A 26,745-nucleotide genomic window follows, 5' to 3' on the forward strand; every position below is an offset into this window, starting at 1 on the left:
TTGCTTAGGGATTTGTTATTTTTAAGAATTAATATATTTCATTATAGCCACAGCGTCATTTAAACCTGTAACAATACTAGCGCCATTTTTTGTAGCAATATCCCCAGCAACAAAAATCCTGCTGACATTGCTTTGTTTGTGCTCATCAAAAACAGGAACACCTTTTTCATCAACTTCTATGCCACATTTTTGCAAGAAATCAAGAGGAGTTGAACCTCCAATAGCGTAAATAACTCTATCGTAAATTTCGCTATTTCCATCGCTAAAATGAAGTTTAGCTTTACTATTTTCATCCTCAACACTTGTGATATCAATGCCAAGTTTTAGTTTAAAATCTCCATTTTTAGCACCATTTTCAACATCGTTAAGATTGATATCGTTTAATCTTGTGAATTTATCTTTTCTGTAACAAAGTGTTATTTCATTATTTTTTGCAAGATCTACAGCATACTCAGCTGCTGAATTTCCGCCACCCACAACGATGATTTTTTCTTGACCTAAGACTGAGTTGGCGTTGAAATTAATGATTTTAGTCAGCGTTAAAGGAAGTTTATAATCAGGCTTATTAGGTTTTCCCATTCTACCTATAGCTACAATGATATTTTTACAAGTATAGCTTTCTTTGGAAGTATTAACAATAAAATGATCGCTTTCTTGTTTAATGCTTTCTACTTCGCTACCAAATTCAACACCGATATTATGCTCTTTTAAAGCTTTTTCAAAAGTTTCTATCGTACTTTCTTTTGTTCCATCTTCAAAAGGAATATGACCATAATTAGTCCCCTCGCAACCCTTATAAGCTTTATCAACTCTTTTGCCTTCTTTGTAATATTGCACTAAAGTTTGACAAATTGAATTTGTTTTTTCTAACAACAAAACTTCTTTATTGGCAAGTTTAGCTTCTACGGCACAACCAATTCCCGCAGGTCCAGCACCAACGATGATAATATCAAAATGTTTCATTTATACCTTTCTTTAATAATTTTTTGTATAGAATTTAACAAGTTTTTTATAAACAAAGGATTAAAATGCGACATTTAATTGAAAATATTAATAAAAACTCCCAAAAACTTTTAAATTTAAAACCTCAAGATAAAAAAGAAATCATCTTGCAATGTGCACTAAATTTAAGAAAATATTTTGATGAAATTTTAAAGGCTAACGAAAAAGATTTGAAAAATTTTACTAAAAACGAGGCTTTGAAGGATAGATTAAAACTTGACACTTCAAGGCTTAATTCGCTTTGCGAAGCTTTGGAAAAAATAGCCCTTTTACCAGATCCTATAGGAAAAGTTTTACAGGGCTGGGTTAATGATAGCGGACTTAAGATAGAAAAAGTAAGCATTCCTATTGGTATTATTTGCGTCATTTATGAAGCAAGGCCGGCTATTAGTGCTGAGTTGTTGGCCTTATTGCTAAAAAGCTCAAATGCTGGAATTTTAAAGGGTGGTAGTGAGGCTAAATATACAAATTTTAGTATTTTTAAAGCTTTGCAAGAGGTGCTTGCTATTTATGATCTTAAGGATTGTTTTTTAATGGTCAGTGAAAAAGAAGAGATTAATGAGCTTTTGGAATTTGATGATTTAATTGATCTTATTGTTCCTAGAGGAAGCACTAAAATGATACAAAATATTGCCAAAAACACTAAAATTCCAGTGATTAAGCATGATAAGGGTTTGTGTCATATTTTTGTAGATGAAAGTGCAAATTTAAACAAGGCTAAAGATATAATTTTGAATGCAAAATGCCAAAGGGTAAGTGTTTGTAACGCTTTAGAAAGTTTGCTTATTCATGAGAATATAGCCAAGGATTTACTGCAAAATTTGGCTAAGGAATTTGAAAAATTTCAGCTAGAAATTCATGCTTGTGAGAAAAGTTTAAAATTTTTACAAGATACAAATTTAACTTGCTTTTTGGCAAATGAGCAAGATTATGCTACTGAGTGGCTTGATTATAAAATCAGCATTAAAATCGTTAAAAATTTAAATGAGGCTATAGAGCATATACAAAAATTTAGCTCAAATCACTCCGAGGCTATACTTTCAAATGACACGAAAAATATTGCTATTTTTCAAAGAAGTATTAATTCTTCTTGTGTTTATGTTAATGCCTCAACGCGTTTTAGTGATGGAGGTGAGTTTGGTTTTGGTGCTGAGGTTGGAATTTCTACTAATAAACTTCATGCTAGAGGTCCTATGGGGGTTGAAGAGCTTTGTACCTATAAATATCTTATCACAGGGGAAGGTCAAGTTCGAAAATAAATTTTTTGGAACACTCTTTGCTTTTAAGCTTTTAAAATTATTTTAAAAGTAGGTGAAAAATATGCAAAATGGATATTATCAAGCCACTGGCGGTATGGTAACCCAATTTAACCGTCTTGATGTTATTACAAATAATTTAGCTAATGTCAATACCAGTGGTTTTAAAAAAGATGATGTGGTTATTGCAGATTTTAAAAGGATTTTTAAAGAAACTCAGGATGAGTTACCTATACAAAATCACACACGCGATGCATCAAGATTTGCAAATTCAACCATAGATCGCGTTCCGCAAGTGAGTGAAGTTTATACAGACTTTAGTGTGGGAAATCTTAAAATGACAAATAATCCTTTAGATTTTGCTATGACTAGAGAGGATACTTTTTTTCTTGTTAAAACGAGTAACGGAGAAGTAAGACTTACTCAAGATGGGAATTTTCAACTTGATGATGAGGGTTTTTTGGTTAATAAGCAAGGTTATAGAGTTTTAAGCAGTGATTATTTTAATAATCCTGAGCAAGATGGCATTAGAATTGATGTAAATGCTGTACATATTAATAGCGACTCAAATGGAAATATTTCCGTTGATGGTGTAGATAATGCAAGAATGTTTATAGCGCAAGTTGATGATATTCGTGCTTTGCAAAAAGAAGGGGATAATGTTTATCGTATAGATGATTTGACTAGAATTCGCAATCTTGATACTTCAAGAGCGATAAAACAAGGTTTTTCTCAAGGTTCAAATGTCAATGCAGTAACCGAAATGGTAGGGCTTATCGAGGCTAATCGTTTGGTGGATATGTATCAAAAAGTGATGACTTCTCATATGGATGATTTAAACCAAGATGCGATTAATAAACTCGCAAGTGTGAAATAATAAAGGATAAAAAATGTTAAGATCTTTACATACAGCAGCAACAGGGATGATTTCTCAGCAAACACAAATCGATGTAACTTCAAATAATATTGCCAATGTTAATACTGCAGGTTATAAAAAATCAAGAGCTGAATTTGCGGATTTAATGTATCAGGTGATGAAGTATGCTGGCACTTCAACTTCAGCCACCACTCTTTCACCTTCAGGTATGGAAGTAGGGCTTGGAGTAAGACCTTCGGCTATTACAAAAGTTTTTACTGAGGGTTATTTAAAATCTACGAGCACGGATAGTCTTGATATGGCTATTGAAGGCAATGGTTTTTTTCAAATTCAGCTTCCTGATGGCACAACTGCTTATACTAGAAATGGGCAATTTACAAGGGATAATGAAGGAAATATCGTTAATGCTGATGGCTATAGACTTATACCTGAGATGACTATTCCAGAAGGAGCTACGGCGATAAATGTTGCAAAAGATGGAACAGTTTCTGTAATGCTTGCAGGCGAACAAGAAGAAACGCAGATTGGGCAAGTTGAGCTTGTGCAATTTATCAACCCAGCAGGACTTCATGCAATGGGGGATAATTTATTTTTAGAAACAGGGGCAAGTGGAGCGCCGGTTGCTGGTATAGCAGGCGAAGATGGCTTGGGACAAATCAGACATGGTTGGATTGAGTCTTCAAATGTGCAATTGGTTGAAGAAATGACAGATCTTATCACTGGACAAAGAGCTTATGAGGCAAATTCAAAAGCTATTACTACAAGTGATGAAATGCTTTCAACTGTAAACCAGCTTAAACGATAACTTAAAGAGGTTTGTACCTCTTTTTATTTTTTAATAAATTTTTTAATTATTCTTTTTGAAAAATAAAATCTTAGAGACTATCATATTATTTTTTTATATACAAAATAAGACATTAAATATCCTAAAAATAGGCTTTTGAAAATATTATTTTTTTTAAAAAATTAATTTTTATTTTATCTTGTTAAAGTAAAATTTATAAACTTGACAAACACATTGGAGGTGAAAGTATGAATAGAAGGGATTTTATTAAAAATACTGCTATTGCTAGTGCTGCTAGTGTTGCTGGGCTTAGTATTCCAAGTTTTGCTACGAGTGAGGAGCAGTGGCAATGGGATAAGTCGGTTTGTAGATTTTGCGGAACTGGTTGTGGAATTATGGTAGCACGAAAAAATGGCAAGATAGTTGCTGTTAAAGGTGATCCAGCCGCACCGGTAAATCGTGGGCTTAACTGTATTAAGGGTTATTTTAATGCTAAAATAATGTATGGCGAAGATCGTCTTGTGATGCCTTTGCTTCGTGTTAATGAACAAGGCGAATTTGATAAAAAAGGTAAATTTAAACAAGTTTCTTGGAAAAGGGCTTTTGATGAAATGGAAAAACAATTTAAAAAAGCTTATGGTGAATTAGGCGTTAGTGGGGTAGGGATTTTTGGTAGCGGACAATACACTATCCAAGAAGGTTATGCTGCTGTAAAACTTGCTAAAGCAGGTTTTAGAACAAACAATATTGATCCAAATGCAAGACATTGTATGGCTTCTGCTGTGGTTGGTTTTATGCAAACTTTTGGCGTGGATGAGCCTTCTGGTTGTTACGATGATATAGAGCTTACTGATACTATTATCACTTGGGGTGCAAATATGGCTGAAATGCATCCAATTCTTTGGTCAAGAGTAAGTGATAGAAAATTAAGCAATTTAGATAAAGTTAAAATAATTAATTTAAGTACTTTTTCTAATAGAACTTCAAATATCGCAGATATGGAAATCATTTTCAAACCAAATACGGATTTAGCTATTTGGAATTACATAGCAAGGGAAATTGTTTATAATCATCCTGAAGCTATGGATGAAAAATTTATCAAAGAGCATTGTGTGTTTGCGACAGGTTATGCAGATATTGGATATGGCATGAGAAGCAATTCTAACCATCCTAGCTTTAAGGAGAGCGAAAAAGATACAGTTGTAAAAGAAAATGCTATTGTGCTTGATGAGGAAGAGGCCACGGCCTTATCTTATCTTGGTGTTAAAGCAGGTGATAAATTTGAAATGAAACATCAAGGTGTAGCAGATAAAAATTGGGAAATTTCTTTTGAGGAATTTAAAAAAGGTTTAGCTCCTTATACGCTTGAATATACTGCAAAAGTAGCCAAGGGTGACGATAATGAATCTTTGGAAGATTTTAAGAAAAAGCTTAAAGAATTAGTGAACTTATATATAGAGAAAAATCGTAAAGTTGTAACTTTCTGGACTATGGGTTTTAACCAACATACGCGTGGAACATGGGTAAATGAACAAGCTTATATGGTGCATTTTTTACTTGGTAAACAAGCAAAACCAGGTAGCGGCGCTTTTTCTTTAACTGGACAGCCAAGTGCTTGTGGAACGGCTAGAGAAGTAGGAACTTTTTCTCACCGCTTGCCTGCTGATATGGTTGTAGCAAATCCTAAGCACAGAGAAATTTCTGAAAAAATTTGGAAAATTCCTAGTAAAACCATCAATCCAAAACCAGGTTCTCCTTATCTTGGCATTATGAGAGATTTAGAAGATGGAAAAATTAAATTTGCTTGGGTACAAGTGAATAATCCTTGGCAAAATACTGCAAATGCAAATCACTGGATAAAAGCAGCTAGAGAAATGGATAATTTTATTGTTGTGAGTGATTGTTATCCTGGAATTAGTGCAAAAGTAGCTGATCTTATTTTACCAAGTGCTATGATTTATGAAAAATGGGGAGCTTATGGAAATGCTGAAAGAAGAACGCAGCATTGGAAACAACAAGTTTTACCTGTGGGTGCTGCGATGAGTGATACTTGGCAGATTATGGAATTTTCAAAACGCTTTAAATTAAAAGAAGTTTGGAAAGAGCAAAAGGTAGATGAAAAACTTACTTTACCAAGCGTGCTAGAAGAAGCAAAAGCTATGGGTTATAGTGAGGATGATACGCTTTTTGATGTTTTATTTGCCAATAAAGAAGCGATGGAATTTAAAGCCAATGATAATATTGCCAAAGGTTTTGATAATAGCGAAGTAAATGGAGATGAGAGAAAAATCCAAGGTAGTGATGGAAAAGAATTCAAAGGATATGGCTTTTTTATACAAAAATATCTTTGGGAAGAATATCGCAAATTTGGTTTAGGGCATGGACACGACTTGGCTGATTTTGATACCTATCATCAAGTAAGAGGCTTAAGATGGCCGGTAGTGAATGGTAAAGAAACACAGTGGAGATTTAATACTAAATTTGATTATTATGCAAAAAAAGCTGCACCAAATTCTGATTTTGCTTTTTATGGTGATTTTAATAAAAGTTTGACAAATGGAGATTTAAAAGCCCCAAAAGATGAAAAAGAACATAGCATTAAAAACAAGGCTAAAATTTTCTTTAGACCATTTATGAAAGCACCTGAAAGACCAAGTGAAGAATATCCATTCTGGCTTGCTACAGGTAGGGTGTTAGAGCATTGGCATAGCGGAACTATGACTATGCGTGTGCCAGAACTTTTCCGTGCAGTTCCTGAAGCACTTTGTTATATAAGTGAAAAAGATAGTGAAAAATTGGGTTTAAATCAAGGGGATTTAGTTTGGGTAGAGTCGCGTCGTGGTAAAGTAAAAGCAAGAGTGGATATGCGTGGTAGAAATAAACCACCTGCAGGACTTGTGTATGTGCCGTGGTTTGATGAAAATGTTTATATTAATAAGGTTACTTTAGATGCAACTTGTCCGCTTTCAAAGCAAACTGATTTTAAAAAGTGTGCGGTAAAAATTTATAAAGCTTAGTTAGGGTTTAATTAATGAAAGATAGAAGAGAATTTTTTGCTAGTGCTTTTAAAGGTTTGTGTCTTTGCACAGCGGGTGGATTTTTGGCAAATTTGGCTTTAAAGGCTGATGATGATTATACTTTGCGTCCACCTGGAGCAGAAGATGAGGTAAGATTTTTAAGCAAGTGTATTCGTTGCGGGCTTTGTGTAAAAGCATGTCCTTATGATACTTTAAAACTTGCTACTCTGTTAGATAGTGCTAAAAATGGCACACCTTTTTTTAAGCCAAGAGCTATTCCATGCTATCTTTGCGAGGATATACCTTGTATAAAAGAATGCCCAACCGATGCTTTAGATAAAAAGCATTTAGAGCAAGGCATAGAATCTTTGAAAATGGGCATTGCTATTGTTGATAGTGCAAGTTGCGTGGCACATTGGGGAATTCAGTGCGATGCTTGTTATAGAGCTTGCCCTTTGATAGATAGAGCTTTAAAACTTGAACTTAAACATAATGAACGCACTGCTAAGCATGCTTTTTTACTTCCTGTAGTAGATCATGAAGTTTGCGTAGGTTGTGGGCTTTGTGAGCTAGCTTGCATTACTCAAAAACCTGCTATTCATGTTTTGCCACGCGAGTATGTGTTAGGCAAAGCAGGTTCGCATTATGTAAAGGGCTGGGATAAAGAAGATGAGAAACGCTTAAAAGATGCGGATTCTTCTAAGCATTTCGATAGCAAAAAAGCGACAAATTATTTAAATGATGGAGAAATTTAATGAAATATTTAATCGCTAGACGCATTGTTCAGCTTGGAATTTTAGCCCTTTTTTCTTTTAGTGCGACAAAATTTATTTTAAAAGGAGATTTAAGCTCATCTAAGTTTTTTGATAGCGTGCCTTTAAGCGATCCTTTTGCAGTGTTGCAAATTTTTTTAGCAAGTTTTAGTATAGATTTAATGGCGTTAACGGGTGCTTTGCTTGTTTTAATTCTTTATGGAATTTTTTTAGGTCGTGCTTTTTGTGCTTGGGTTTGTCCTGTGAATTTAATTACTGATTTCGCTGCCTTTTTTCGTTTGAAAATGGGTTTTAAAAATAGCAAATTTTTAATTTTAAGTAAAAATTTGCGTTATTATGTTTTAGCTTTAGTTTTAATCCTTTCTTTTGTGCTTTCTTTACCTGTATTTGAGAGTTTTTCTTATATAGGTGTAGTGCATAGAGGGATTATTTTTGGCACTACTTCTTGGATTTTTGTAGCTTTTGTACTTTTTTGTATTGATACATTTTTAAGTCCTAGAGCAATTTGCTCGCATATTTGTCCGCTTGGAGCTTTTTATGCCTTAATCTCTCGTTATGCTTTATTAAAAATTAAACATAATCATCAAAATTGCACCAAATGTTATAAATGCATTGGAATTTGTCCTGAAAAACAAGTTCTTTGGATGATAGCTAAAGAAAGTGCGAGTGTGAATTCTGGTGAGTGTATAAAATGCGGGCGTTGTATAGAAGTGTGTGATGATAATGCTTTAAATTTTAATATATTTGATTTAAGGAGCAAAAAATGAAAAAAAGATTGGTTTTATTTATGAGTGTTATAGCTTTGTTGTTCGTAGCTTGTGCCACAAATGGCGGAATTTCAAACCTCGGTGGTTTTAGAAATATGAGCTTAGAGTCAGAAAATATAAATTTGGCAGATATTAACTATAGTGGAACTATGGCGGGAGAATCTGTTTTAATAGAAAGATCTTTTGAAAATGCACCACCTTTGATTTCTCACAGTATTGAAGATATGTTGCCTATTACAAAAGATAATAATACTTGTCTTAGTTGCCATGATAAAGCAATAGCTGCAGATGTCTTAGCAACTGCTGTACCTGCAACACATTATTATGATTATCGTCTTAATAAAGATATGGGCGATACTATTAGCGAAGCTAGATTTAATTGCACGCAGTGTCATGTTCCTCAAAGCAATGCTAAGCCTTTGGTAGGAAATAGTTTCAAGCCTGAATTTAAGAATCAAGAACTAAAAAATCGTTCTAATTTAATTGATGTAATGAATGAGGGTGTAGAATAAATGAAAAAATTACTCTTCATTTTAATCTTTTTGTGTGTTTATGGTTTTTCTTATGAATTAAAAATAAAATCAAATATAACAGCATTAAAGGTTAGTGAAGAGCTTTTGTATATTGGTACAGATAGGGGTGAAATTTTAAGATATAATATTAAAAGTAAGATTTTAGATGAAATTTTAACCTTAGCTGATATTCAAAATTATTATGAAAAAAATATAAAGCCTTCAATTTATAGTATCGATGTTTTAGATAATAAAATATTATTGGTAAGCGAAGGGGATTTTGGTTCTAAGAATATTTGGATTTTTAGAGATAAAAATTTAGATAAAAAACTTAGTTTTAATGGAGTTAAGGAAGTATTTTTTATTAATGAAGATGAAATTTTACTTACTTTTCTTGGGGCAAATATTAAGCAGATTAAACTTTCAAATTTACAAGAAAGAAATTATAATTTTTCCTATTCTAGCTTAAATGATGCAAGTATAGATAAAAATAAAAAAACTTTGGTATTAGGTTTTGAAAGTGGAGTGATTGAAATTTTTGATTTACAAAAATGGGAAGTGATAAAAAAAATCAATAAAATTCACAAGGATAATATTTACCAAGTAGACTATAAAAATGGAAATATTATAAGTTGTGCTACAGATCGCAGGGTAGGTATAGTTATAAAAAATGAGGAAAAATTTATAGAAAATAATTTTCTTATTTATGCATGTGCACTCAGTTCTAATGGAGAATTTGGAGCTTTTAGTAATAATGCAACAAATTTTACTCAAATTATAAAAACCAAAGATTTAACTCAGCAAATTCAAATAAGCAATGAGGATTTAATGGTTGAATATATCATATTTTTAAATGAGCATGATATATTAATCTCTGGTTATGGAAATAAAATAATTTTTCGGAGTTTTAAATGAATCTTTCTAGTGTTTTATTGCGCATAAAACAAGAACATCAATCAGAAATATTACAAAGCATTCAAAAAATTAAATATTGTAGTGTTGAAATATGTGATCAAGATAAAATTATAGTTGTCATAGAGAGTGAAAGTCTAGATGATGAATTAAAGGCCTATAGGCAGCTTGAACAGTTACCAAAGATTATTAGTATTAATATGATTTTTTCTTATCAGGATTTAGATGATATAAAAATAAATGATAATGAAAATATTAAGCTTAATGATGAAAATCAAGCTGAAAATATAACATATTATGGCGATATTTATCGAAAATATTAATTGCTGTAGTTTTTATTATCGAAGATGGGGAATTACAATAATTAAATAACTTTTTAGAAATTAGTCGTATTTTTCAAAAGATGAACTTCTCCAAGCTCTAGTGTCTTTATGAAAGCCGTTTGAAAAAGTAAAACGAATGATTTCTTCATCATCTTTGTTTAAATACTCCGCTCTTACTCCTTTTAAATTCACCCTTTCATCATCATAAAAAGATTAGGACAAATCACGCTTTGTCCTACATGGACTAGTTTTACAACTTCCTTGCAAGTGCCATAAATTTTATAATATCTCAAAGAAAAAGGTATGGCTTCTTTTAGATAAACTTTATCCAAAAAAACTTCTTGATAATTCCTATAAACTCCTTTAGTTCTATCAATTTCAAAAAACCATTTAGGTGGTTTTGTGGCTAGTTTTGAATTCATAAAAATTTCATCTACCTTAGCATCTTTAGCTATTTTCCAAGAAGAAAGATTTTGATTAAAATTTTTAGCATTAGCAAACATTTGTTCTGCTTTTTCTACCTTAGATACATTCCATTTTTTTAAAGTTTGATTGAAATTTGAAGCATTTTTAAACATATGAGGACATATTTTAGCACCGCTTACATCCCAATCATTTAAAGGTTTATTAAAAGATATGGCGTTTTTAAAAGTGCTATTGAAATTTTCTGCCTTAGATACATTCCATTTATTTAAGTTTTGATTGAATTTTTTAGCACCGGCAAAAGTGTAGTTTAAGTCTTTAACATTGCTTGTATCCCATTTACCTAAAGGTTGATTAAAACCTGAATCCGCAAACACAAAGGATAAATCATTAACTTTTGAAATTTTCCAATTATTTAGAGTTTGATTAAAACTAATAGCACCCCAAAACATATGAGACATCTTTTCTAAAGAGCTTGTATCCCAAGAATTAATATTTTGATTAAATTACACTGCCTTATAAAACATGTATTCCATATTTTTAACTTTGCTCATATTCCATTTATTTAGGGCTTTGTTAAATTTGCTTGCTTCATAAAACATATAACTCGTATTTTCTACCTTGCTCATATCCCAAGAATTTAGATCTTGATTAAAGCTTGAAGCACTTGCAAAGGCAAAGGAAGTGTCAGTGAGATTTTTAGTATTCCAAGTGTTTAATTTTTGATTAAAAACTTTATTATGATAAAAAATGCCTTCCATGCTCTCAACCTTGCTAACATCCCATTTGTCTAAGGGTTGATTGAAAGTTATCGCCTCTAAAAACATAGCATTCATATTTTCAACCTTACTTACATCCCAATCGTTGATATTTTGATTAAAATTTTTAGCCCCATAAAACATTCGCTCCATAGTTTTTGCACTACTTGTATCCCAAGAGCTAATATTTTGATCAAAATTTTCAAGAAAAGCAAAAGTATCTTTGAAATTTTCTACCCCAGATACATCCCATTTTTCTATACCATTAAAATAATCATTTTCTACTTTTATTCTAGGATAATAATGGATATACTGCGCTTCCAATTCTTTTGCAAAAACTTCTGCAAATAAATCACTCATATCAGTGATTTTGGAGGTGTTAATATCACCTAAATATAAACCCTTGTTTTCTTTTAAAAGCAAAATAAGCTCTTCTTTATTTTGCGGGGTAAGATTAATACTTTTGCTTGAATTTTGTTCTAGCTTTGTGGCGTTTTGTTCTAAATTTGTAGTATTTTGTTCTAAATTTTTTGCGTCGCTTTTGCAAGCATTTAAAAACAATAAACACAAAATCAAACTTATGATTTTTACCATCACTTTGCTTTTTTAAAGCTTTAAAATCGTGATTTTTTCATCTTTTTTAAATTCTGTTCTTTCTTCTTCACTGATGAGTAAAAATTCACTATTTATCAAAGGTAGTATCATTCCTGAGCCGTATTTGCCATCATTAAAAGGATAGAAAACTTCATTTTCTAAATTGCCTAAGATGAGGTTATTTCTTCCGCTTTTTACTTTCAAATCACTTCCCATAAGAGCATGAATTTTTAAAGGTTTTTCTAAATTTCCGCTCAATAAATTAATAATTTTTTTAGTAAAAATAAAAGCTGAAAGATAAGCCGCCATAGGATTTCCTGGTAGAATAAGCACTAAGTTTTTATCTTTTTGATAAAGTTTAGTTGGTCTTGCAGGCCGCGCTTTTAAACCTTTAAAAAGCGGAGTAAAACCTAGTTCATCTAAAGCTTTTTCCATAAAATCAGCTTCCCCCACACTCGCACCGCCTGAAGTGATTAAAAGATCAAAATTGGTATTTTTTAAGGCTTCTTTTGTGGTGCTAAAGTCATCTTTGATGATGCCAAGATAGCTTGTATCGCAAGTTTTAAGCATAGCAAGCAAAGGCAAAGCATTGGCATTGTAAATGCTTTCTTCATCGCAATCACGCCAAGGCTCTTTTAGTTCATCTCCACTTGAAAAAATCCCCACGCGAATTTTCCTTATAACTTGAATTTTATAAAGCCCTTGGGAAGAAAGTAGAGCGATATGCCTAGCATTTAGCCTTGTGCCTTTTTTAAGCAAAAGTTCATCTTTTTTTAGTTCTTCGCCCTTGTATCTATAAGCATTGTGCTTTTTTGGTGGTTTTTTAATGATGAGTTTGCTATTTTCAATGCATTCATCTTCTATCATTAAAATCGTATCAGCATTTTTGGGTATTTTTGCCCCAGTCATAATCTTAAAACACTCGTTTTTATTTATCTCGTAAGTGTTTTTATCTCCTGCAAAAATAGTACCTTTTATCTTTAAAGCTTCATTTAAATCCTCATAATTAAAAGCATAGCCATCAAGAGCAGCATTATCAAAGCTGGGTAAATTTTTTCTAGCGTAAAGATCTTTGGCTAAAATTCTTCCTTTAGCTTTTTCAAGGCTTATTAGTTCGTATTCTTTAAGAGATGAAATTTGATTTTCTAAGTCTTTTAAGGTTTGAAAAATGTTTTTCATAATAAAGCCTTTTTTGTGTTTTTAGATAATGGTATTTTACAATAAAACATAATGAAATAATTCTAAGTCTTCAAACCCTGCTATAATGAAGACTTTTTGTTTTAAGGACAAACTAAGTAGGGTTTTTTTAAAATTATAATCGAAAAATTAAAAATTAGTTTGTTCTTATCTTAGTTTTTTACGACTAAGATAAGGATGATTAAAGCAATCATAAAAACAATAACTTCATTCATCTCAACCTCCTTTCAAACTTTAATTTTAAAGTCTTCAAGCAAGGTTATCCTTAAAACGAAAAGATTATATATAAAAATATTTTAGAAAAGCATTAAGTTAAGATTATTCTTCAAGCCTTGTGATTTTTGCACCCAGCTTTTTAAATTTTTCTTCTAAATTTTCATACCCTCTATCAAGATGATAAATTCTATGCACAAAGCTTGTGCCTTTGGCTGCAAGTGCTGCTAAGATTAAAGCCGAAGAAGCACGCAAATCCGTAGCCATCACATCAGCGGCATTTAACTCTTTGCCACCTACAATGGTTGCAATGTGCCCATTTAGCTTAATATCTGCTCCCATTCTTAAAAGCTCACTTACATGCATAAAGCGATTTTCAAAAAGCCTTTCATCGATGATACTTGTGCCATTTGCCATCAAAGCTAGTGCCATAAATTGCGCTTGCATATCGGTTGGAAAACCTGGATATTCGCTTGTTAGAATTTCAACTGGCTTTATTTCTTTTGCAGAAGGCAAGGTGATACTATCGTTATCCACTAGGGTTTCAAAGCCCATTTGATGAAGTTTCGCCAAAACCGCTCCTAAATGTTCAGCATTAGCTTTTTTAAGTGTGATTTGTGAATTTGTAATGGCTCCAGCACACAGATAAGTCCCAGCTTCTATTCTATCAGGAATTACGCTAAATTCTTTAAATTCTAAAAGTTCTTTATCGGTGCCATAAATTTCAAGTTCATCAGTGCCTATACCTTTTATATCAAGCCCTGCGCTTGCTAAAACTTCGCAAAGTTGCACGACTTCAGGCTCTTTTGCGACATTTAAAAGTTTGGTTTTTCCTTTAGCTAAGGCTGCTGCCATGATGATATTTTCACTACCAGTAACCGTGATCTTATCAAATAAAATTTCAGCTCCCTTTAAAGCACCACTTGCTACGACATAGCCTTGTTTTATCTCTATATTTGCACCCATTTTTTCTAAAGCACTTAAGTGTAAATCAATAGGTCTTTGCCCTATGGCACAACCCCCAGGCAAGGACACTTCACATTTTTCAAAACGCGCAAGCAAAGGTCCTAAGGTAAGGATAGAAGCACGCATTTTTCGCACTATATCATAAATGGCTGTGGTTTTGTTAAGTGTGGTAGTGTCTAAAAATGCAGTATTTTTTTCAAATTTAGTTTTTGCACCCAAATTTTCAAGCAAAGAAATAAGAGTTTTGATATCTGCGACATTTGGGACATTATTTATTTTAACTTCATTTTTGGCAAGTATGCTAGAAGCGATTAAGGGCAGGGCGGCGTTTTTTGCTCCACTTATAATCACCTCGCCTTGAAGTTTTTGTTCTCCTTTTATTTCCAAATAAGTCATAAATACTTTTCCTTTTTTTACAAATCAAGGCTTAATTATAATAAAAAAAATCAAATATCACGCCAATGCCTTTTGTTGCGCGCTTAATATTTGCATAATTTGTCCTTGTATAGTAGCTACTTGGGCATTTAAAGTAACTATTTGATCTTGCAAAGCCATTTTTGTTTCATCATCAGCATTTTGCATTTTGTTATTTAATTGAGAGATTTTTTGCATAATTTCATTTAATTTTTTGATTAATTCTTCTAATTTAGCGTTTGAATTCTTGCTTTCTTGCTGTATTGTGGTGTTTTTTTGTAATTTTTCAATACCTGTTTTTAAAAATTCTTTAGCTTCTTTAGAAAAATCAACCAAAACATCAGAATTGCTACTCGGTAAATTATTTTGAGTTTGATTTCCTTTTTTAAACTTTTGTTCTTTGTAATCCTTATTGTAAATTTCATTAAAATTAATTTCCATAAAAATTCCTTTTTTATTTTCAGCACAATCGACATTTAAGTCAAAAAATAAATACTTTACATTATAATGCCAAGAATTTGCTGCTAAGGTGTTTTCTAATGGGCGTATTTTTGGTTTTACTTGGTGGAATTTTTTGGGCTATAAGCGGAGTTTTGGCTGAATATTTGTTTAAAAACGATTATGCAGTTGAGTGGGTAAGTTTTTATAGATTATTATTTACTGGAATTTTACTTTTAATTATAAGTTTAAGACGCAAGAATTTTGTACTTTTTAAAAGCAAAAATGAACTTTTATCTCTTTTGATTTTTGCATTTTTTGGGCTTTTGATGACTCAATATGGTTATTTTAAAGGTATTTTTTATACTGATGCGGGTACAGCTACGATGATGCAATACTCAGCTCCTATTATCATTATGCTTTTTGTGTGTTTTAGGGATAAAAAATTTCCAAAATACTCTGAAATTGTAGCTTTAATTTTAATTGTTTTAGGTATATTCTTACTTGCAAGTAGTGGCGATGTGGCAAATTTAAATCTTAATTTTTGGGGTGTTTTTTGGTCGATTATAGGAGCTTTTGGTGTGGCATTTTACTCACTAAGTGCAAGGAAAATTATCGCAAAATACGGACTTTTCTTTGTTATGGGAATGGCTTCTTTGTTTGCTTCTTTTGTGCTTTTAAGTATTTTGGAAACAAAAGGCGGACTCGTGCATTATGATTTTTCACTCAAAGCCTTTTTAGCAATGAGTGGTATTGTGCTAATTGGCACGATTGGGGCATTTTGTCTTTATTTAAAAGGCGTTGAATTAATTGGAGTAATGAGAGCGAGCATGATAGCTTGTATCGAACCTGTGGCAGCAGCTTTTATGAGCTTTTTATTTTTAGGGACAAGATATGCTTTTTTGGAACTTTTTGCTTTTGCTTTAATTATCATAAGCATTATTTTAAATGCAAAAAAGAATTAAAATATTTACCAAAGCCTATAAAAATGAGCTTTGTAATTTTAGTAAAAGAATTCAAATCATTTTTTTAACATCAAATACTAAAAAAAGGAACAAATAAAGCTCTATAATTTTGCAAGAGTTTGCTTAAGTTTAAAAAGATTTTAAAATGCTTGCAAACTCTGAAAAATTATATTTTACCCGTCATATTGAATACAGCTAAACACCTCTATTTCTTTTCGTTATTCTATGGTACAACTCGGAGATTTTCCACACTCTTGTTATTCTAAGTGAAGTAAAAGGAAAAGAAGAATCTCATCATATTGATTTTAATTTGGGTAAATTTTTGAAAATAAAACAACAAAATTGCGGAAAAATTAAAAAATAATAAACAAAATCTATTTAATTAATTTTCCATGAAATTTTTAAGCAATTTTTTGCCATTTTGGCTTAAAATCGCTTCAGGATGAAATTGTACTCCATAAATTTCATATTTTTTATGTTTGATAGCCATGATAATATTTTCATCGTTTAAGGCTAGAATTTCACAATTTTTTGGCATTTTACTAATGTGCAAAGAATGATATAAACAAATTTTACTTTTATCTTTTATGCCTTTAAAAAGCGAAGTTTTTTTGGCATTTTTGTTTAGATGGAGTCTTGAAATTTTACCATGCATAGGGTAGGGCATTTTAGAAATTTTTCCGCCAAAAACCTCACCTATACACTGATGGCCTAAACAAATTCCCAGTATTTTTTTATCTTTTTTAAAGTATTTAATGGCTTTTAAGCTTAATTTTGATTCGCTAGGAGAATTAGGACCTGGAGAGATGATTAAGTGTGAAAAGTTAAATTTGGCTAAATCTTTTGCTTTTTTAAATTCATCATTTTTAATCACTTTGCATTTAAAGCCAAGTTCTTTAAGGTAAAAGATTATGGTGTAGCTAAAAGAGTCGTAATTGTCTATAAAAAGGATTTTTTTCATTTTAGCTTTACCTTTTTTAATCCACGCACAGAATTAATACAATAAATTTCATCAGCATTTATTAAATCCTCTTTAAAAAGTGTTTTTTCTTTGACTAAATTTAAATCCAATAAAAACTGCCTATAAATTCCATTTAAAAGTCCGCTTTGCAAAGTAGGGGTGTAAAAAATATCATCTTTTTTTATGATGATATTACTTCTTGAGCCTTCGCATAATTCATCTTTTTGGTTAAAAAAAGCTATGTCAAAGCATTGATTTTCTTTCCATAAAAAAGATTTTTCGTCATAAATTTTTCTTAACGAAGTTTTATGATATAAAAAATCACTGCAAGAGTTTAATTTTTCATCACTTAAAAGAAGCAAATCGCTAGTTTGTTCTGTGAGCGAGGTAGTCGAAATTTTAAAATCTCCACTTTTTTCTAAGATGATTTTTATCAAGGCTTTTTTTGGAGCATTTAGTTTAAATTTGTAAAACAAGCTGTGTTTTTCATCAAAAAGTTTTTGATTTAATTTTTCAAGGCTTAAGTTTTTAAATTCATCAAAATTAGTGTTTTTATTTAAGATGCTTTCAAATTTATGATTTAATTTTTCTGTGTTAAATCCAAGCTTAAAAGCAGAGTTTAAAAGTCTTTGAAGATGTTCTTTAAAAAACAAAATAAAACCATTTTTATAATACATCGTTTCAAAAAGATAAAAATCCTTTGGCATTAAAAAGCTGGCCTTTAGCTTTAACTCTTCAAATTCTTCATTTAGTTTAGAATCCCACACCAAGCCACTTCCAACGCTGTATTTATAAACTTTTTCTTTTTCTATGGTGCGAATGGCTACACTAAATTTACTCTTTTTTTTATGCACGAGTCCTATGGCACCACAATAAATCCCTCTTTGTCTTTTTTCTAAATCTTTTATGAGTTTTATACTTTCAATCTTTGGGGTGCCTGTGATAGAACCGCTTGGAAATAGGGCTTTAAAGATTTTATAATAAGTTGTATTTTTTTTGAGTTTGCCTTTTATAGTGGAAGTCATTTGGTGTAAAGTAGGGTGGCTTTGGATCTTAAAAAGCCTTGTTTTCATACTTTCTTTTTTGATGAGTTTTGAAAGATCGTTTCGTAAAAGATCGGCTATCATTACATTTTCGCTTAAATTTTTGCTGTCATTTTTTAAAAAAAGTTTGTTTTCTTCATCTTTTTTAGGATTTTCATCTCTTTTGACAGTACCTTTCATGGGCTTTGTGATGATATTTCTTTTGCTTGTTTTGAAAAATAATTCCGGTGAAAAGGAGAGAATTTCTTTTTTCTCATCTTTAATATAGGCTTTAAATTCGGTATTTTGCCTTTTTGATAAAAGATTAAACAAAGAAAAACTATCAAGTTTGCTTTCAAAATCAAAGCTTTGAGTAAGGTTAATCTGATAACTTTGTCCCTTAGCAATGGCTTCTTTTACTAGGGCGAAATTCTTTTCATACTCTTTAAAATCTAAGTTGCTTTTAAAAGAAGGTAAAAAACTTTCATCGTCTATTTCTAAAGGTTTAAAAGGTTTTCTTTTTCTATAAACAAAAAATTTCAAATATTCTTCTTTGCTTTTATAATTTTTATCTTCTAAATACTCGTAAAATTCATAATCAATCACGCAAATAAAAAAGAATTTGTGCTTGTATTTTTGTAAAATTTTAAAGCATTTTTTGCTTTCTTTTTGATTTTTTGCTTTTAAGATGCATTTTAAATCATAATAAATTTGATTATCAAAAATAGCAAAATTACGCATTGTGTTTTAATTCTAAAATCAAATTTTCAAGCTCTGCGATTTTCTTTTCAAATTTTTCTAGCCTATCTTCACAAAGCGCATCAATAGCACGAGATTTTTGGGGTTTTTTGATTTCTTCCACAATACGCGCAGGAATTCCAACTGCGGTTAAATTCGCGCCGACATCTTTTACCACTACGGCGTTTGAGCCGATTTTTGCGTATTCTCCTATGGTGATATTTCCAAGCACTTTTGCACCTGAGCCTATAATAACACCTTTTTTGATGGTAGGGTGGCGCTTGATGCCTTTTTCAAGACTTGTCCCACCTAAGGTTACGCCTTGATAAATGAGCACATCATCTTCTATAATGGTGGTTTGTCCTATAACAACACCGTTTGCATGATCGATAAATACGCGCCTTCCAAGATTTGCTTCGGGGTGTAAATCAACTCCGGTTAAAAACTGTGAAATTCCGCTGATAATCCTTGCTAGGCGTTTGAAATTTTTTTGATAAAAAAAGTGCGCAAAACGGTAATTTACCACTGCCCAAACGCCTGGATAATTAAAAAAAAGCTCTATGAAAGAATTATACGCCGGATCTTGAATTTTAGGTTGTGAAAAGTCTTCTTTGATGATACTAAAAAGGTTCATTTTTTTCCTTGTGGTTGGTTTGCAAAAAGTTTAATTTTATCAAAAATTTCTATAAATTTCTTATTTAAGCATTTTTTAATAGGGGGGGGGGATATGATTTTATCTTTATTTAAATTTTGTTTGAAAGGAGTATGCAGAATGCAAGGTAAAATGCAAGGCGATTTAGCCAGCATTAAGGGTTGTCAAGAGGATTTGATTAAGGCTCTTGATTTTTATGAAAAATCCACAGAGTATGAGCATTACAGAGAGCAAGAAGCAGCTGTCGTAAGTCTTTTTAAGAAGTATCCAAAAAACGATGATTTAACTTCAGTGCTTTTGAAAGTATGTGTTTTGGATAGTTTTTATAGCATAAATTTAAGAGTACATGGCATTTACAAAATGGCTAAACATATACATGGTTTAGGGCTTGATAAAGCTTTGCAAAACGGCGATGTGAGTGCGATAGAAAGGGTTGCGAATTTTACAAATTCTAATGGCAAGCAAGTCAATCTTTACTCTTTTGCGAGTAAGTATTGTTTTCATCATAATAATGAAAAATATGTGATTTATGATAAATATGTCAATAAAAGTTTGTGTGAATTTAATGGTTTGAGTGATGATAAGGGAAATTCTTTTAAATTTATCGTAAGTCATTTAAAAGACTATGAGAATTTGGTAAAAATCATCGATGATTTTAGAATTTTCTTTAATTTTAAACAATACGACAATAGAGAAATAGACCATATGCTTTGGGTGTATGGTAAAGAAAAAGATAATAAGGAGAAAAAATGAAAACTTTGGGTTTTAAATTTGTGGGCGCTTTGGCTTTGGCTGCGTTTTTGGGTGGTTGTGGCGGAGCTCAAAAACCAAGTTTAGAGACAAAGCAAGATGGCACGCTTATACTTATTCCAAAAGAGGATACGATAGTAAAAGATATAATTGTAAATAATGGCGAATGTCAAGCTAAAAGATATGCTTTTAATATTGATAAGTCTTGGGAAATGGCTATGGAAAGAATGGATCCGCAAACTAAGACATTGATGAATGTGATGATGCTTGATAAAAGAGAAATGATCGAAAATACTGGGCTTGGCAAAGATTACAATGAAAGCATTTATGCGCAAACTGAATATAATCAAGTGCAAGCTAGTAAAAAATTTAACGATTTAGTTAAAAAATGTTACGATGCTACTTTTCCTAAAGCTGTTGTCAGTAATCAAGTTGCAAAATTTGACACAAATTGTCTAAAAATTACAAAAGTGGAAATTATTACCGAAGATGATAGTTTTGTTTATGAAATTAATAAATAAAGGATAAGTTATGAAACTATTTTTTTTGAAAGCTGTATTATTAGTTGGTTTAGTTACAATGTTTAGTGCATGTGGAAGCAATGGAGATGATTATTTAACTCTTGAGTTTAAAAATCAAGTTTTGGAGCAAGTTGCACAACCAACACTTGCAATTCAGGCAAAAAAAGATATTATTATCAAGTCAGTAAGTATTAATAGGGGAAAATGTAAAGTTGGTTTAAATAGAGATATGGATCAAGTTTTTACTTTTTCTAAAATGTATGGTCAAGTAGGTATAAATATATCTCAATTTTTACCTAGATTTGTTTTAGAAAAAGATTTGCCAAAAAATTTAACATTTTCAGAGAGTATAGATATTCCAATTAAATGTGAGCTTAATTCTGTGATTGAAACCACTATTGATACGAATGAAGGTATATTTTCTTGGACTTGGAGTAGATAAAAATTTCATTGAAGCAATAATGCTTCAATGAAATCAAAGCGCTTGAGTTTAAATTTCAACTCTCTTTCCCATCAATGCTTTTTAAATAACCATTATCATTTAAGAAAAGATAAAGTTCGCCTAAAATGTGTTTTTTCTGCTTTTCATTGACTAAATTTGAGTTTGAAATTCTTTCATTTAAAATGTCCATAATCGCGTGTATATCATAGTCTAAATCCTCTAAAGTATCAAGTATGGACTGAGCTTCAATGATGCTTTCAATCTCATAACCTTTATCATTAATGCTAATAATGGCTTCAGTAGGATGGGTGAAAAGATTATGCTTCATTCCAAGCACTTCTTGATAAGCGCCCACTAAGAAAAAGCCTAGAAAATAATTCTCTTTTTCCACATCAACATCATGTAAAAACAAAGGATTGTCCTTAGAATACGAAATTTCGCCATCGCTATCACAGGTAATATCCCAAATGCTTGCGCTTCTAGTCGGCTCTTCATCAAGGCGATCAAGCGGCATAATAGGAAAGTTTTGCTCCAAGCCCCAAAAATCTGGCATACTTTGAAAAAGCGAAAAATTAACCAAATACCTTTCTTGCACTTCATCTTGTATGGCAAGTAAATCCGCAGGGTTTTGCTTGTCGCCTAAAAGCAAAATGGCTTTTTTTGTGATTAAATGCGTTAGAATTTCAGCATTAGAGCGATCCTCTAAATCCACATAGCCCAAATCAAAAAGGGTTAAAATGCTTTCTAAATGATCGATGCTATCGTGGAGATATTCTAGGGCATTTGAAGGCTTGATGCTTTTATAAAGATCGTAAAGCTCATCGATAAGTTTTGGATTTTGCTTTTTGAGTATGAGTTTGCTTTCGGTGTATTCTTGGGAGAAAAGTTCCAAAACAGGAGCGATTAAAACCGCGTGATTTGCCGCTACAAAACGCCCACTTTCTATAAAAATATCAGGTTCAAGATCTTTTTTTTGTTCGGCGATATTTTTTAGGATAAAAACCACATCATTAGCGTATTCTCTTAAAGTGTAATTTCTGCTTTTTTCGTTTTTAAATTGCGAGTATTCCACAGCTAAACCGCCACCAAGATTAATAGCTTTTAGATTTTTTGCACCCATTTTTCTAAGCTCAGTGTAGATATTTCCAGCTTCATTTAAGGCTTTTTTTAGTGGATGAATTTCAGTAATTTGCGAGCCTAGATGAAAATGTATCATGGTGAATTGTTCTAAGAGTTTATTGGCTTTTAATAAATTTACAGCCTCGATGAGTTCAGTTGAAGTTAATCCAAATTTGGAGTTTATCCCGCCACTTTTAGCCCAAATTCCAACCCCTGCAGAGTGAAGACGCACGCGAAGTCCAATATTTGGCTTAGGCTTAAATCGTTCTTTGGCAATGTCGATAATGGCTTCAAGTTCGTTAAGCCCTTCTATGGTTAAAGTGATATTGTGTCCCATTTCAGCAGCGATAAAGCCTATATTGATGAGTTCTCTATCTTTAAAGCCATTTACGGTGATTGGGGCGTTTTGGTTATTATAAGCCATAGCGAGTAAAAGTTCTGCTTTACTTCCTGCTTCAAGGCCGTAGTTGTAGTCTTTTCCAAGACGCACGAGATTTTTTACAAAACCAGGATATTGATTGACTTTTAAAGGATAAACGGCGTTAAAATTGCCTTTGTAGTCAAATTCTTTTCGTGCTTTGTTAAAGCTGCCGTAGATGCTTTCGATTTGCTTTTGGATAAGATGAGGAAACCTTAAAAGCAAAGGTCCTTTATAGCCATCATCTCGTAATTCTTTAACTATATCGATGATGGCAGGTTTTTTTTCGTAATTAATACAAACTTTGCCGTTTTTGATAATGAAATTTTCATTTCCCCAAATATCAATGCCGTAATTCATCATAAATTTTGCTCCAAATCTGAAATTTTAATGATTTTTTCGTTTTTATTTTCTAAATTTTTATAAAACAAGCTTTGGCTTTGTGCTTCATTTTCACCCATACAAAGAAAAATTTCAGCACCTATTTTATCGGCGTTTTCTAAGTGTTTAGCAAGCTTTTTAGCTTCGTAATTTAAAATCACTTTGTGTTTTTTTCTCAAACTCGTAGCGATTTTTAAAAGTCTGTCAATGTAAGTTTCATCTAAAGCGCAAAGATAAATTCCTTCTCTTTTATCACATTCTTCTTTTTGCTCCAAAATAGCCATTATCCTTTCTATGCCCATAGCAAAACCAACACCAAAACCACTTTTTCCACCTAAATACTCTATAAGCCTATCATACCTTCCACCTCCAGCAATAGCAGCCTTTGCACCAATTTCATCGCTAATAAATTCAAAAGCCGTTTTAGAGTAGTAGTCAAGCCCACGCACCAGCTTAGAATCCACTTCAAATTCCACTTCATTTTCTTTCAAAATGCTTTGTAAAATTTCAAAATCTTTTTGGCAAGATGGACATAAATTTTGCTCTAAAAGTGGAGCGTTTTGCAGTAAGTTTTGGCAGTGTTCGTTTTTGCAATCTAAAACACGGATAGGATTTAAGCCTTTTCTGCGCAAGCAATCTTCGCAAAATCCGCTTTGTGCATCTAAAAATTTGACTAAATTTTCACGGTATTTTGGCATACATTCTATGCAACCTAAAGAGTTAATGACAAGTTTAAATTTAATTTCAAGACGAGTAAAAATTTCCACAAGCATTAAGATAATACTTGCATCTTCATAAACACTTGCATTTCCAAAACTTTCAACGCCGAATTGATGGAATTCTCTCAAACGCCCTTTTTGTGGTCTTTCATAGCGAAACATCGAGCCATGATAAAACCAACGCTTTGGTGTATTGCTTTTATCTAGTTTTTTTTCTATATAAGCTCGCACAACCCCAGCTGTGCCTTCAGGACGCATACAAACTTGATTTTCGCCCTTATCAATAAATTCATACATTTCTTTACCCACTATATCAGAGCTTTCACCCACGCTTCTTTTAAAAAGCGCACTTTGCTCTAAATGTGGAACATTGATAAAAGTAAAACCATAGTTTTTAGCCACTTCTTCGCAAGTCTTAATCACTTTTTCATAGCGTTTTGCTTCTTTATCGAGTAAATCTTTCATTCCTTTTAAGGCGTTTATCATAGTAAAAATTCCTTTATTTTTTGATGTAAATTTTCTTTTGTATCTCTTGCGTTTAAGGTTAAAAATTCAAAATCAATTTTTTCTTTTAAAAAATTTAAAGTGCCTTCAAGCTTATCTTGCACACTTAAAAAATAATGAATTCCGCGCTTTTCTATGCTATCTTGCTCTTTTTGACTCAGGCGTTCTTTAATTAAATCTTTATCGCCTTTTAAAAAAATGACTTTTTGCGGGAAAAAGCTATCTAGTGCAAAAGTATTTAAATTAAAAAGCGCTTCGTTTTGGAAATCTTTTGCATAAGCCATACCTGAAATAAAACTTCTATCGCTGATGATGAGTTTGTTTTTATTGGGTTTTATTACTTCTTCATAGTGTTGTGCGCGATCGGCTAAAAAAAGCAAGAGTTCAGTTTTTTTATTTAACTCAAATTTGTTATAAAGCAAAAGTTCTCTTAAGTGGCTTCCTAACTCCGTTCCGCCTGGTTCTCGCGTAAAAATTGCTTGGGGATAAATTTGTTTTAAAAGTGAGATCTGGGTGCTTTTTCCTATACAGTCAATCCCTTCAAATGCTACATACAAGGCAAATCCTTTAAAAAGGGTAAAATTTCTTTTGGTACTAAGGAGCTCACATCGCCACCATGACTTGCAATTGATCTTACAATGGAGCTTGAAATAAAGGCATTTTTTAAATTTGGCATTAAATAAATGGTTTCAAATTCGCTCCATAAAGCATTATTTGCATAGCCAATTTGCAATTCGTATTCAAAATCGCTTACTGCTCTAAGTCCGCGTACTATGGTATTTACTTTAAGTTCTTTTGCAAGATCGACAAGTAAGGTTTCAAAAGTGATAATTTCTATATTTTTTAAATTAGCGGTTGCTAAACTTGCTAAATTTTTGCGTTGTTCTAAATCAAAACAAGGTTTTTTATGTTCGCTTTTTGCTATGGCTACGATTACTTTATCAAAAATTTTTAATGCTCTTTTAATCACATCTAAATGTCCATTGGTAATGGGATCAAAAGTCCCTGGATACAAACAAGTCATTTTTACTCCAAAAAAATTTTTAAAAATATAACAAATTCAAGCTAAAATTTTTGCCATTTTTGATACAAATCGTGTTTAATTTCTAAAAGATCGAGCCATTTTCCTACAATGAAATTTTGCATTTGTTCTAAATTTTTTGCATTCGAATAGCTTGCTATTATGGGTGGTGCTATAATTACCCCCATTTGACTAAGTTTTGTCATTTGTTCTAAATTTAGGGTTGAAAAAGGCATTTCGCGAATGCCTAAAATGAGTTTTTTTCTTTCCTTTAAAGCTACAGCTGCCGCACGCATTAAAAGCGTGTCAGCAAATCCTGCGTGAATTTTAGCAAGGCTTGAGATGGAACAAGGAGCTATGAGGGTTTGTTCTATGCCAAAAGATCCACTTGCTACACTTGTGCTTAAATTTTCATCATTTAAAAAATGAGTATTTTGAAATTTTTCTTGACAAATTTTTTCTAAATTTTGCTTATTTTCGGCTTCAAAGCTTATTTTTGCACCCTTTGTAATGATACAATAAAGCTCGCATTTTTTTTCTAAAATTTCTAAAAGTTTTAAACCTAAATCAACGCTACTTGAACCCGAAATTCCTAGTAAAATTTTCATTGTATTTCTACCTTATTTTTATCAACAACAATGCCTTGCATAGTGCGTCCTTCTTTGTTTTTAAGTCTTATTTTTTTATTTAAGTTTCCATTTTCAAGCGCTGTTAATTCAACACTCATTCTTAAATCCCCCTCATTTAAAACACCGATAACAATATCATTTTTTTTGATTAAATAATTATCTCTAAACATATTTTTTTTTAAAATGGTATTTTTTTTAATATTGGTTTTAGCAATGAGATTAAGATTGTCATCTTTACTTAGTGCATTAAGAGGAATTTTATCAAAATCTAAAAGTGTAATTTTATACAATGAAACATCTAGTAAATCGCCTTTTTTTATATCTTTGTTTGATTTTATGATTTCTAGGCGAGCTTTGATGAAATACTTAAAAAAAATATTTTTTGAAAATTGCTCCGGAGTTTTAAATTCTACTCTTAAAAAGCCTTGTGCTTTGTTAAATTTAGCATTTGATAGTCTTAAAAAGCGATAATCATTAAAATCTTTTGGCAAAGAATTATTATAAAGATCGATTTGTTCGATGATAATGTTTGGGAATTTGTTTTTATACTCTTTAATCAAAGCAAGTTTTACTTCATCTAAATTTGAAGCAAGGAGCAAAAAGGGTATAAAAAGCAAAAGCACAATTTTTTTCAAGCAACTACCTTTTCATCGTTTTTTACAATCATACAAAAAATT

General features: G+C 31.7%; 29 protein-coding genes. 13 read left to right on the top strand and 16 right to left on the bottom strand.

The window, feature by feature from the left end:
• Window positions 1–21: 21 nt before the first annotated feature.
• A complete protein-coding gene (locus tag ELQ16_RS07355; protein WP_134238902.1) occupies window positions 22–963 on the bottom strand; it encodes an NAD(P)-binding domain-containing protein in 942 nt (313 codons plus the stop codon).
• 65 nt (window positions 964–1,028) lie between these two features.
• On the opposite strand from ELQ16_RS07355, the gene ELQ16_RS07360 reads away from it, so the two are divergent.
• The 9 genes from ELQ16_RS07360 (at window position 1,029) to ELQ16_RS07400 (ending at window position 10,223) form a co-directional block, all read left to right on the top strand.
• Complete coding sequence (locus tag ELQ16_RS07360) at window positions 1,029–2,261, top strand: glutamate-5-semialdehyde dehydrogenase (protein ID WP_134238903.1); 1,233 nt, start codon at window positions 1,029–1,031, stop codon at window positions 2,259–2,261.
• A 61-nt stretch (window positions 2,262–2,322) separates the two neighbouring features.
• On the top strand, window positions 2,323–3,135 hold the full coding sequence (locus ELQ16_RS07365) for a flagellar hook-basal body protein (protein WP_134238904.1): 813 nt from the start codon (window positions 2,323–2,325) through the stop codon (window positions 3,133–3,135).
• Between the two features lie 13 nt (window positions 3,136–3,148).
• Window positions 3,149–3,940: a flagellar basal-body rod protein FlgG gene (gene flgG, locus ELQ16_RS07370; RefSeq protein WP_134238905.1), complete on the top strand. Its 792-nt coding sequence runs from the start codon at window positions 3,149–3,151 to the stop codon at window positions 3,938–3,940.
• A 227-nt stretch (window positions 3,941–4,167) separates the two neighbouring features.
• Complete coding sequence (napA, locus tag ELQ16_RS07375; RefSeq protein ID WP_134238906.1) at window positions 4,168–6,936, top strand: periplasmic nitrate reductase subunit alpha; 2,769 nt, start codon at window positions 4,168–4,170, stop codon at window positions 6,934–6,936.
• A gap of 14 nt (window positions 6,937–6,950) precedes the next feature.
• Window positions 6,951–7,691: a ferredoxin-type protein NapG gene (gene napG / locus ELQ16_RS07380; RefSeq protein ID WP_134238907.1), complete on the top strand. Its 741-nt coding sequence runs from the start codon at window positions 6,951–6,953 to the stop codon at window positions 7,689–7,691.
• Entirely contained in the window at window positions 7,691–8,476 is a 786-nt protein-coding gene (gene napH, locus ELQ16_RS07385) for a quinol dehydrogenase ferredoxin subunit NapH (protein WP_134238908.1), read from the top strand. The genes napG and napH overlap by 1 nt, the downstream gene beginning before the upstream one ends.
• Complete coding sequence (locus ELQ16_RS07390) at window positions 8,473–8,988, top strand: nitrate reductase cytochrome c-type subunit (RefSeq protein ID WP_134238909.1); 516 nt, start codon at window positions 8,473–8,475, stop codon at window positions 8,986–8,988. The genes napH and ELQ16_RS07390 overlap by 4 nt, the downstream gene beginning before the upstream one ends.
• Window positions 8,989–9,903, top strand: a complete 915-nt coding sequence (locus tag ELQ16_RS07395; protein WP_134238910.1) for a WD40 repeat domain-containing protein — start codon at window positions 8,989–8,991, stop codon at window positions 9,901–9,903.
• A complete protein-coding gene (locus ELQ16_RS07400) occupies window positions 9,900–10,223 on the top strand; it encodes a chaperone NapD (protein WP_134238911.1) in 324 nt (107 codons plus the stop codon). The genes ELQ16_RS07395 and ELQ16_RS07400 overlap by 4 nt, the downstream gene beginning before the upstream one ends.
• A gap of 60 nt (window positions 10,224–10,283) precedes the next feature.
• Here the strand turns inward: ELQ16_RS07400 and ELQ16_RS10425 are convergent, their stop codons facing one another.
• From ELQ16_RS10425 to ELQ16_RS07425, 6 genes are all read right to left on the bottom strand, one after another.
• On the bottom strand, window positions 10,284–10,415 hold the full coding sequence (locus ELQ16_RS10425) for a hypothetical protein (protein ID WP_279586263.1): 132 nt from the start codon (window positions 10,413–10,415) through the stop codon (window positions 10,284–10,286).
• On the bottom strand, window positions 10,412–11,098 hold the full coding sequence (locus tag ELQ16_RS07405) for a BspA family leucine-rich repeat surface protein (protein WP_208335083.1): 687 nt from the start codon (window positions 11,096–11,098) through the stop codon (window positions 10,412–10,414). The genes ELQ16_RS10425 and ELQ16_RS07405 overlap by 4 nt, the downstream gene beginning before the upstream one ends.
• A gap of 54 nt (window positions 11,099–11,152) precedes the next feature.
• On the bottom strand, window positions 11,153–11,998 hold the full coding sequence (locus tag ELQ16_RS07410) for a BspA family leucine-rich repeat surface protein (RefSeq protein WP_134238913.1): 846 nt from the start codon (window positions 11,996–11,998) through the stop codon (window positions 11,153–11,155).
• Between the two features lie 12 nt (window positions 11,999–12,010).
• Window positions 12,011–13,177: a molybdopterin molybdotransferase MoeA gene (locus ELQ16_RS07415; protein WP_134238914.1), complete on the bottom strand. Its 1,167-nt coding sequence runs from the start codon at window positions 13,175–13,177 to the stop codon at window positions 12,011–12,013.
• 336 nt (window positions 13,178–13,513) lie between these two features.
• Window positions 13,514–14,770: a UDP-N-acetylglucosamine 1-carboxyvinyltransferase gene (murA, locus tag ELQ16_RS07420; protein WP_134238915.1), complete on the bottom strand. Its 1,257-nt coding sequence runs from the start codon at window positions 14,768–14,770 to the stop codon at window positions 13,514–13,516.
• Between the two features lie 57 nt (window positions 14,771–14,827).
• Window positions 14,828–15,229, bottom strand: a complete 402-nt coding sequence (locus tag ELQ16_RS07425; RefSeq protein ID WP_134238916.1) for a hypothetical protein — start codon at window positions 15,227–15,229, stop codon at window positions 14,828–14,830.
• Window positions 15,230–15,327: 98 nt separating this feature from the next.
• Here ELQ16_RS07425 and ELQ16_RS07430 point away from each other — a divergent pair, with 98 nt between their 5' ends.
• Entirely contained in the window at window positions 15,328–16,191 is an 864-nt protein-coding gene (locus ELQ16_RS07430; RefSeq protein ID WP_134238917.1) for a DMT family transporter, read from the top strand.
• A gap of 382 nt (window positions 16,192–16,573) precedes the next feature.
• Here ELQ16_RS07430 and ELQ16_RS07435 read toward each other — a convergent pair whose 3' ends face one another.
• Genes ELQ16_RS07435 through cysE form a run of 3 tightly spaced genes read right to left on the bottom strand, consistent with a single transcriptional unit; the run spans window position 16,574 to window position 19,546 of the window.
• Window positions 16,574–17,152, bottom strand: a complete 579-nt coding sequence (locus ELQ16_RS07435) for an aminodeoxychorismate/anthranilate synthase component II (protein ID WP_134238918.1) — start codon at window positions 17,150–17,152, stop codon at window positions 16,574–16,576.
• A complete protein-coding gene (locus ELQ16_RS07440) occupies window positions 17,149–18,915 on the bottom strand; it encodes a bifunctional chorismate-binding protein/class IV aminotransferase (RefSeq protein WP_134238919.1) in 1,767 nt (588 codons plus the stop codon). The genes ELQ16_RS07435 and ELQ16_RS07440 overlap by 4 nt, the downstream gene beginning before the upstream one ends.
• A complete protein-coding gene (cysE, locus tag ELQ16_RS07445; protein WP_134238920.1) occupies window positions 18,908–19,546 on the bottom strand; it encodes a serine O-acetyltransferase in 639 nt (212 codons plus the stop codon). Before cysE ends, ELQ16_RS07440 begins: the two co-directional genes overlap by 8 nt.
• Before the next feature lie 138 nt (window positions 19,547–19,684).
• Between cysE and ELQ16_RS07450 the strand changes: the two genes are divergently transcribed.
• From ELQ16_RS07450 to ELQ16_RS07460, 3 genes are read left to right on the top strand one after another with little or no spacing between them, the layout of a single operon-like run.
• Window positions 19,685–20,317, top strand: a complete 633-nt coding sequence (locus ELQ16_RS07450) for a hypothetical protein (RefSeq protein WP_243832611.1) — start codon at window positions 19,685–19,687, stop codon at window positions 20,315–20,317.
• Window positions 20,314–20,835: a hypothetical protein gene (locus ELQ16_RS07455; RefSeq protein ID WP_134238921.1), complete on the top strand. Its 522-nt coding sequence runs from the start codon at window positions 20,314–20,316 to the stop codon at window positions 20,833–20,835. The genes ELQ16_RS07450 and ELQ16_RS07455 overlap by 4 nt, the downstream gene beginning before the upstream one ends.
• A gap of 10 nt (window positions 20,836–20,845) precedes the next feature.
• A complete protein-coding gene (locus tag ELQ16_RS07460) occupies window positions 20,846–21,277 on the top strand; it encodes a hypothetical protein (protein WP_134238922.1) in 432 nt (143 codons plus the stop codon).
• A gap of 55 nt (window positions 21,278–21,332) precedes the next feature.
• Here the strand turns inward: ELQ16_RS07460 and speA are convergent, their stop codons facing one another.
• The 6 genes from speA to flgA are packed head-to-tail and all read right to left on the bottom strand — an operon-like array spanning window position 21,333 to window position 26,703.
• Entirely contained in the window at window positions 21,333–23,177 is a 1,845-nt protein-coding gene (speA, locus tag ELQ16_RS07465) for a biosynthetic arginine decarboxylase (RefSeq protein ID WP_134238923.1), read from the bottom strand.
• On the bottom strand, window positions 23,174–24,400 hold the full coding sequence (gene hisS, locus ELQ16_RS07470; RefSeq protein WP_134238924.1) for a histidine--tRNA ligase: 1,227 nt from the start codon (window positions 24,398–24,400) through the stop codon (window positions 23,174–23,176). The genes speA and hisS overlap by 4 nt, the downstream gene beginning before the upstream one ends.
• On the bottom strand, window positions 24,397–24,975 hold the full coding sequence (tmk, locus tag ELQ16_RS07475; protein WP_134238925.1) for a dTMP kinase: 579 nt from the start codon (window positions 24,973–24,975) through the stop codon (window positions 24,397–24,399). Before tmk ends, hisS begins: the two co-directional genes overlap by 4 nt.
• Window positions 24,966–25,442: a pantetheine-phosphate adenylyltransferase gene (gene coaD, locus ELQ16_RS07480; protein ID WP_134238926.1), complete on the bottom strand. Its 477-nt coding sequence runs from the start codon at window positions 25,440–25,442 to the stop codon at window positions 24,966–24,968. The genes tmk and coaD overlap by 10 nt, the downstream gene beginning before the upstream one ends.
• Before the next feature lie 41 nt (window positions 25,443–25,483).
• Window positions 25,484–26,047 (bottom strand): UbiX family flavin prenyltransferase, encoded by a 564-nt coding sequence (locus ELQ16_RS07485; protein WP_134238927.1) that lies wholly within the window; start codon window positions 26,045–26,047, stop codon window positions 25,484–25,486.
• A complete protein-coding gene (flgA, locus tag ELQ16_RS07490) occupies window positions 26,044–26,703 on the bottom strand; it encodes a flagellar basal body P-ring formation chaperone FlgA (RefSeq protein ID WP_134238928.1) in 660 nt (219 codons plus the stop codon). The genes ELQ16_RS07485 and flgA overlap by 4 nt, the downstream gene beginning before the upstream one ends.
• Window positions 26,704–26,745 lie beyond the last annotated feature (42 nt).

Source organism: Campylobacter sp. US33a (assembly GCF_004378855.1).
GTDB lineage: Bacteria > Campylobacterota > Campylobacteria > Campylobacterales > Campylobacteraceae > Campylobacter_D.

Coding starts and splice junctions, on each gene's coding strand:
- ELQ16_RS07355 (WP_134238902.1), bottom strand. CDS start 963: ATGAAACATTTTGATATTATCATCGTTGGTGCTGGACCTGCGGGAATT.
- ELQ16_RS07360 (WP_134238903.1), top strand. CDS start 1,029: ATGCGACATTTAATTGAAAATATTAATAAAAACTCCCAAAAACTTTTA.
- ELQ16_RS07365 (WP_134238904.1), top strand. CDS start 2,323: ATGCAAAATGGATATTATCAAGCCACTGGCGGTATGGTAACCCAATTT.
- flgG (WP_134238905.1), top strand. CDS start 3,149: ATGTTAAGATCTTTACATACAGCAGCAACAGGGATGATTTCTCAGCAA.
- napA (WP_134238906.1), top strand. CDS start 4,168: ATGAATAGAAGGGATTTTATTAAAAATACTGCTATTGCTAGTGCTGCT.
- napG (WP_134238907.1), top strand. CDS start 6,951: ATGAAAGATAGAAGAGAATTTTTTGCTAGTGCTTTTAAAGGTTTGTGT.
- napH (WP_134238908.1), top strand. CDS start 7,691: ATGAAATATTTAATCGCTAGACGCATTGTTCAGCTTGGAATTTTAGCC.
- ELQ16_RS07390 (WP_134238909.1), top strand. CDS start 8,473: ATGAAAAAAAGATTGGTTTTATTTATGAGTGTTATAGCTTTGTTGTTC.
- ELQ16_RS07395 (WP_134238910.1), top strand. CDS start 8,989: ATGAAAAAATTACTCTTCATTTTAATCTTTTTGTGTGTTTATGGTTTT.
- ELQ16_RS07400 (WP_134238911.1), top strand. CDS start 9,900: ATGAATCTTTCTAGTGTTTTATTGCGCATAAAACAAGAACATCAATCA.
- ELQ16_RS07405 (WP_208335083.1), bottom strand. CDS start 11,098: ATGTTTTGGGGTGCTATTAGTTTTAATCAAACTCTAAATAATTGGAAA.
- ELQ16_RS07410 (WP_134238913.1), bottom strand. CDS start 11,998: ATGGTAAAAATCATAAGTTTGATTTTGTGTTTATTGTTTTTAAATGCT.
- ELQ16_RS07415 (WP_134238914.1), bottom strand. CDS start 13,177: ATGAAAAACATTTTTCAAACCTTAAAAGACTTAGAAAATCAAATTTCA.
- murA (WP_134238915.1), bottom strand. CDS start 14,770: ATGACTTATTTGGAAATAAAAGGAGAACAAAAACTTCAAGGCGAGGTG.
- ELQ16_RS07425 (WP_134238916.1), bottom strand. CDS start 15,229: ATGGAAATTAATTTTAATGAAATTTACAATAAGGATTACAAAGAACAA.
- ELQ16_RS07430 (WP_134238917.1), top strand. CDS start 15,328: ATGGGCGTATTTTTGGTTTTACTTGGTGGAATTTTTTGGGCTATAAGC.
- ELQ16_RS07435 (WP_134238918.1), bottom strand. CDS start 17,152: ATGAAAAAAATCCTTTTTATAGACAATTACGACTCTTTTAGCTACACC.
- ELQ16_RS07440 (WP_134238919.1), bottom strand. CDS start 18,915: ATGCGTAATTTTGCTATTTTTGATAATCAAATTTATTATGATTTAAAA.
- cysE (WP_134238920.1), bottom strand. CDS start 19,546: ATGAACCTTTTTAGTATCATCAAAGAAGACTTTTCACAACCTAAAATT.
- ELQ16_RS07450 (WP_243832611.1), top strand. CDS start 19,685: ATGCAAGGTAAAATGCAAGGCGATTTAGCCAGCATTAAGGGTTGTCAA.
- ELQ16_RS07455 (WP_134238921.1), top strand. CDS start 20,314: ATGAAAACTTTGGGTTTTAAATTTGTGGGCGCTTTGGCTTTGGCTGCG.
- ELQ16_RS07460 (WP_134238922.1), top strand. CDS start 20,846: ATGAAACTATTTTTTTTGAAAGCTGTATTATTAGTTGGTTTAGTTACA.
- speA (WP_134238923.1), bottom strand. CDS start 23,177: ATGATGAATTACGGCATTGATATTTGGGGAAATGAAAATTTCATTATC.
- hisS (WP_134238924.1), bottom strand. CDS start 24,400: ATGATAAACGCCTTAAAAGGAATGAAAGATTTACTCGATAAAGAAGCA.
- coaD (WP_134238926.1), bottom strand. CDS start 25,442: ATGACTTGTTTGTATCCAGGGACTTTTGATCCCATTACCAATGGACAT.
- ELQ16_RS07485 (WP_134238927.1), bottom strand. CDS start 26,047: ATGAAAATTTTACTAGGAATTTCGGGTTCAAGTAGCGTTGATTTAGGT.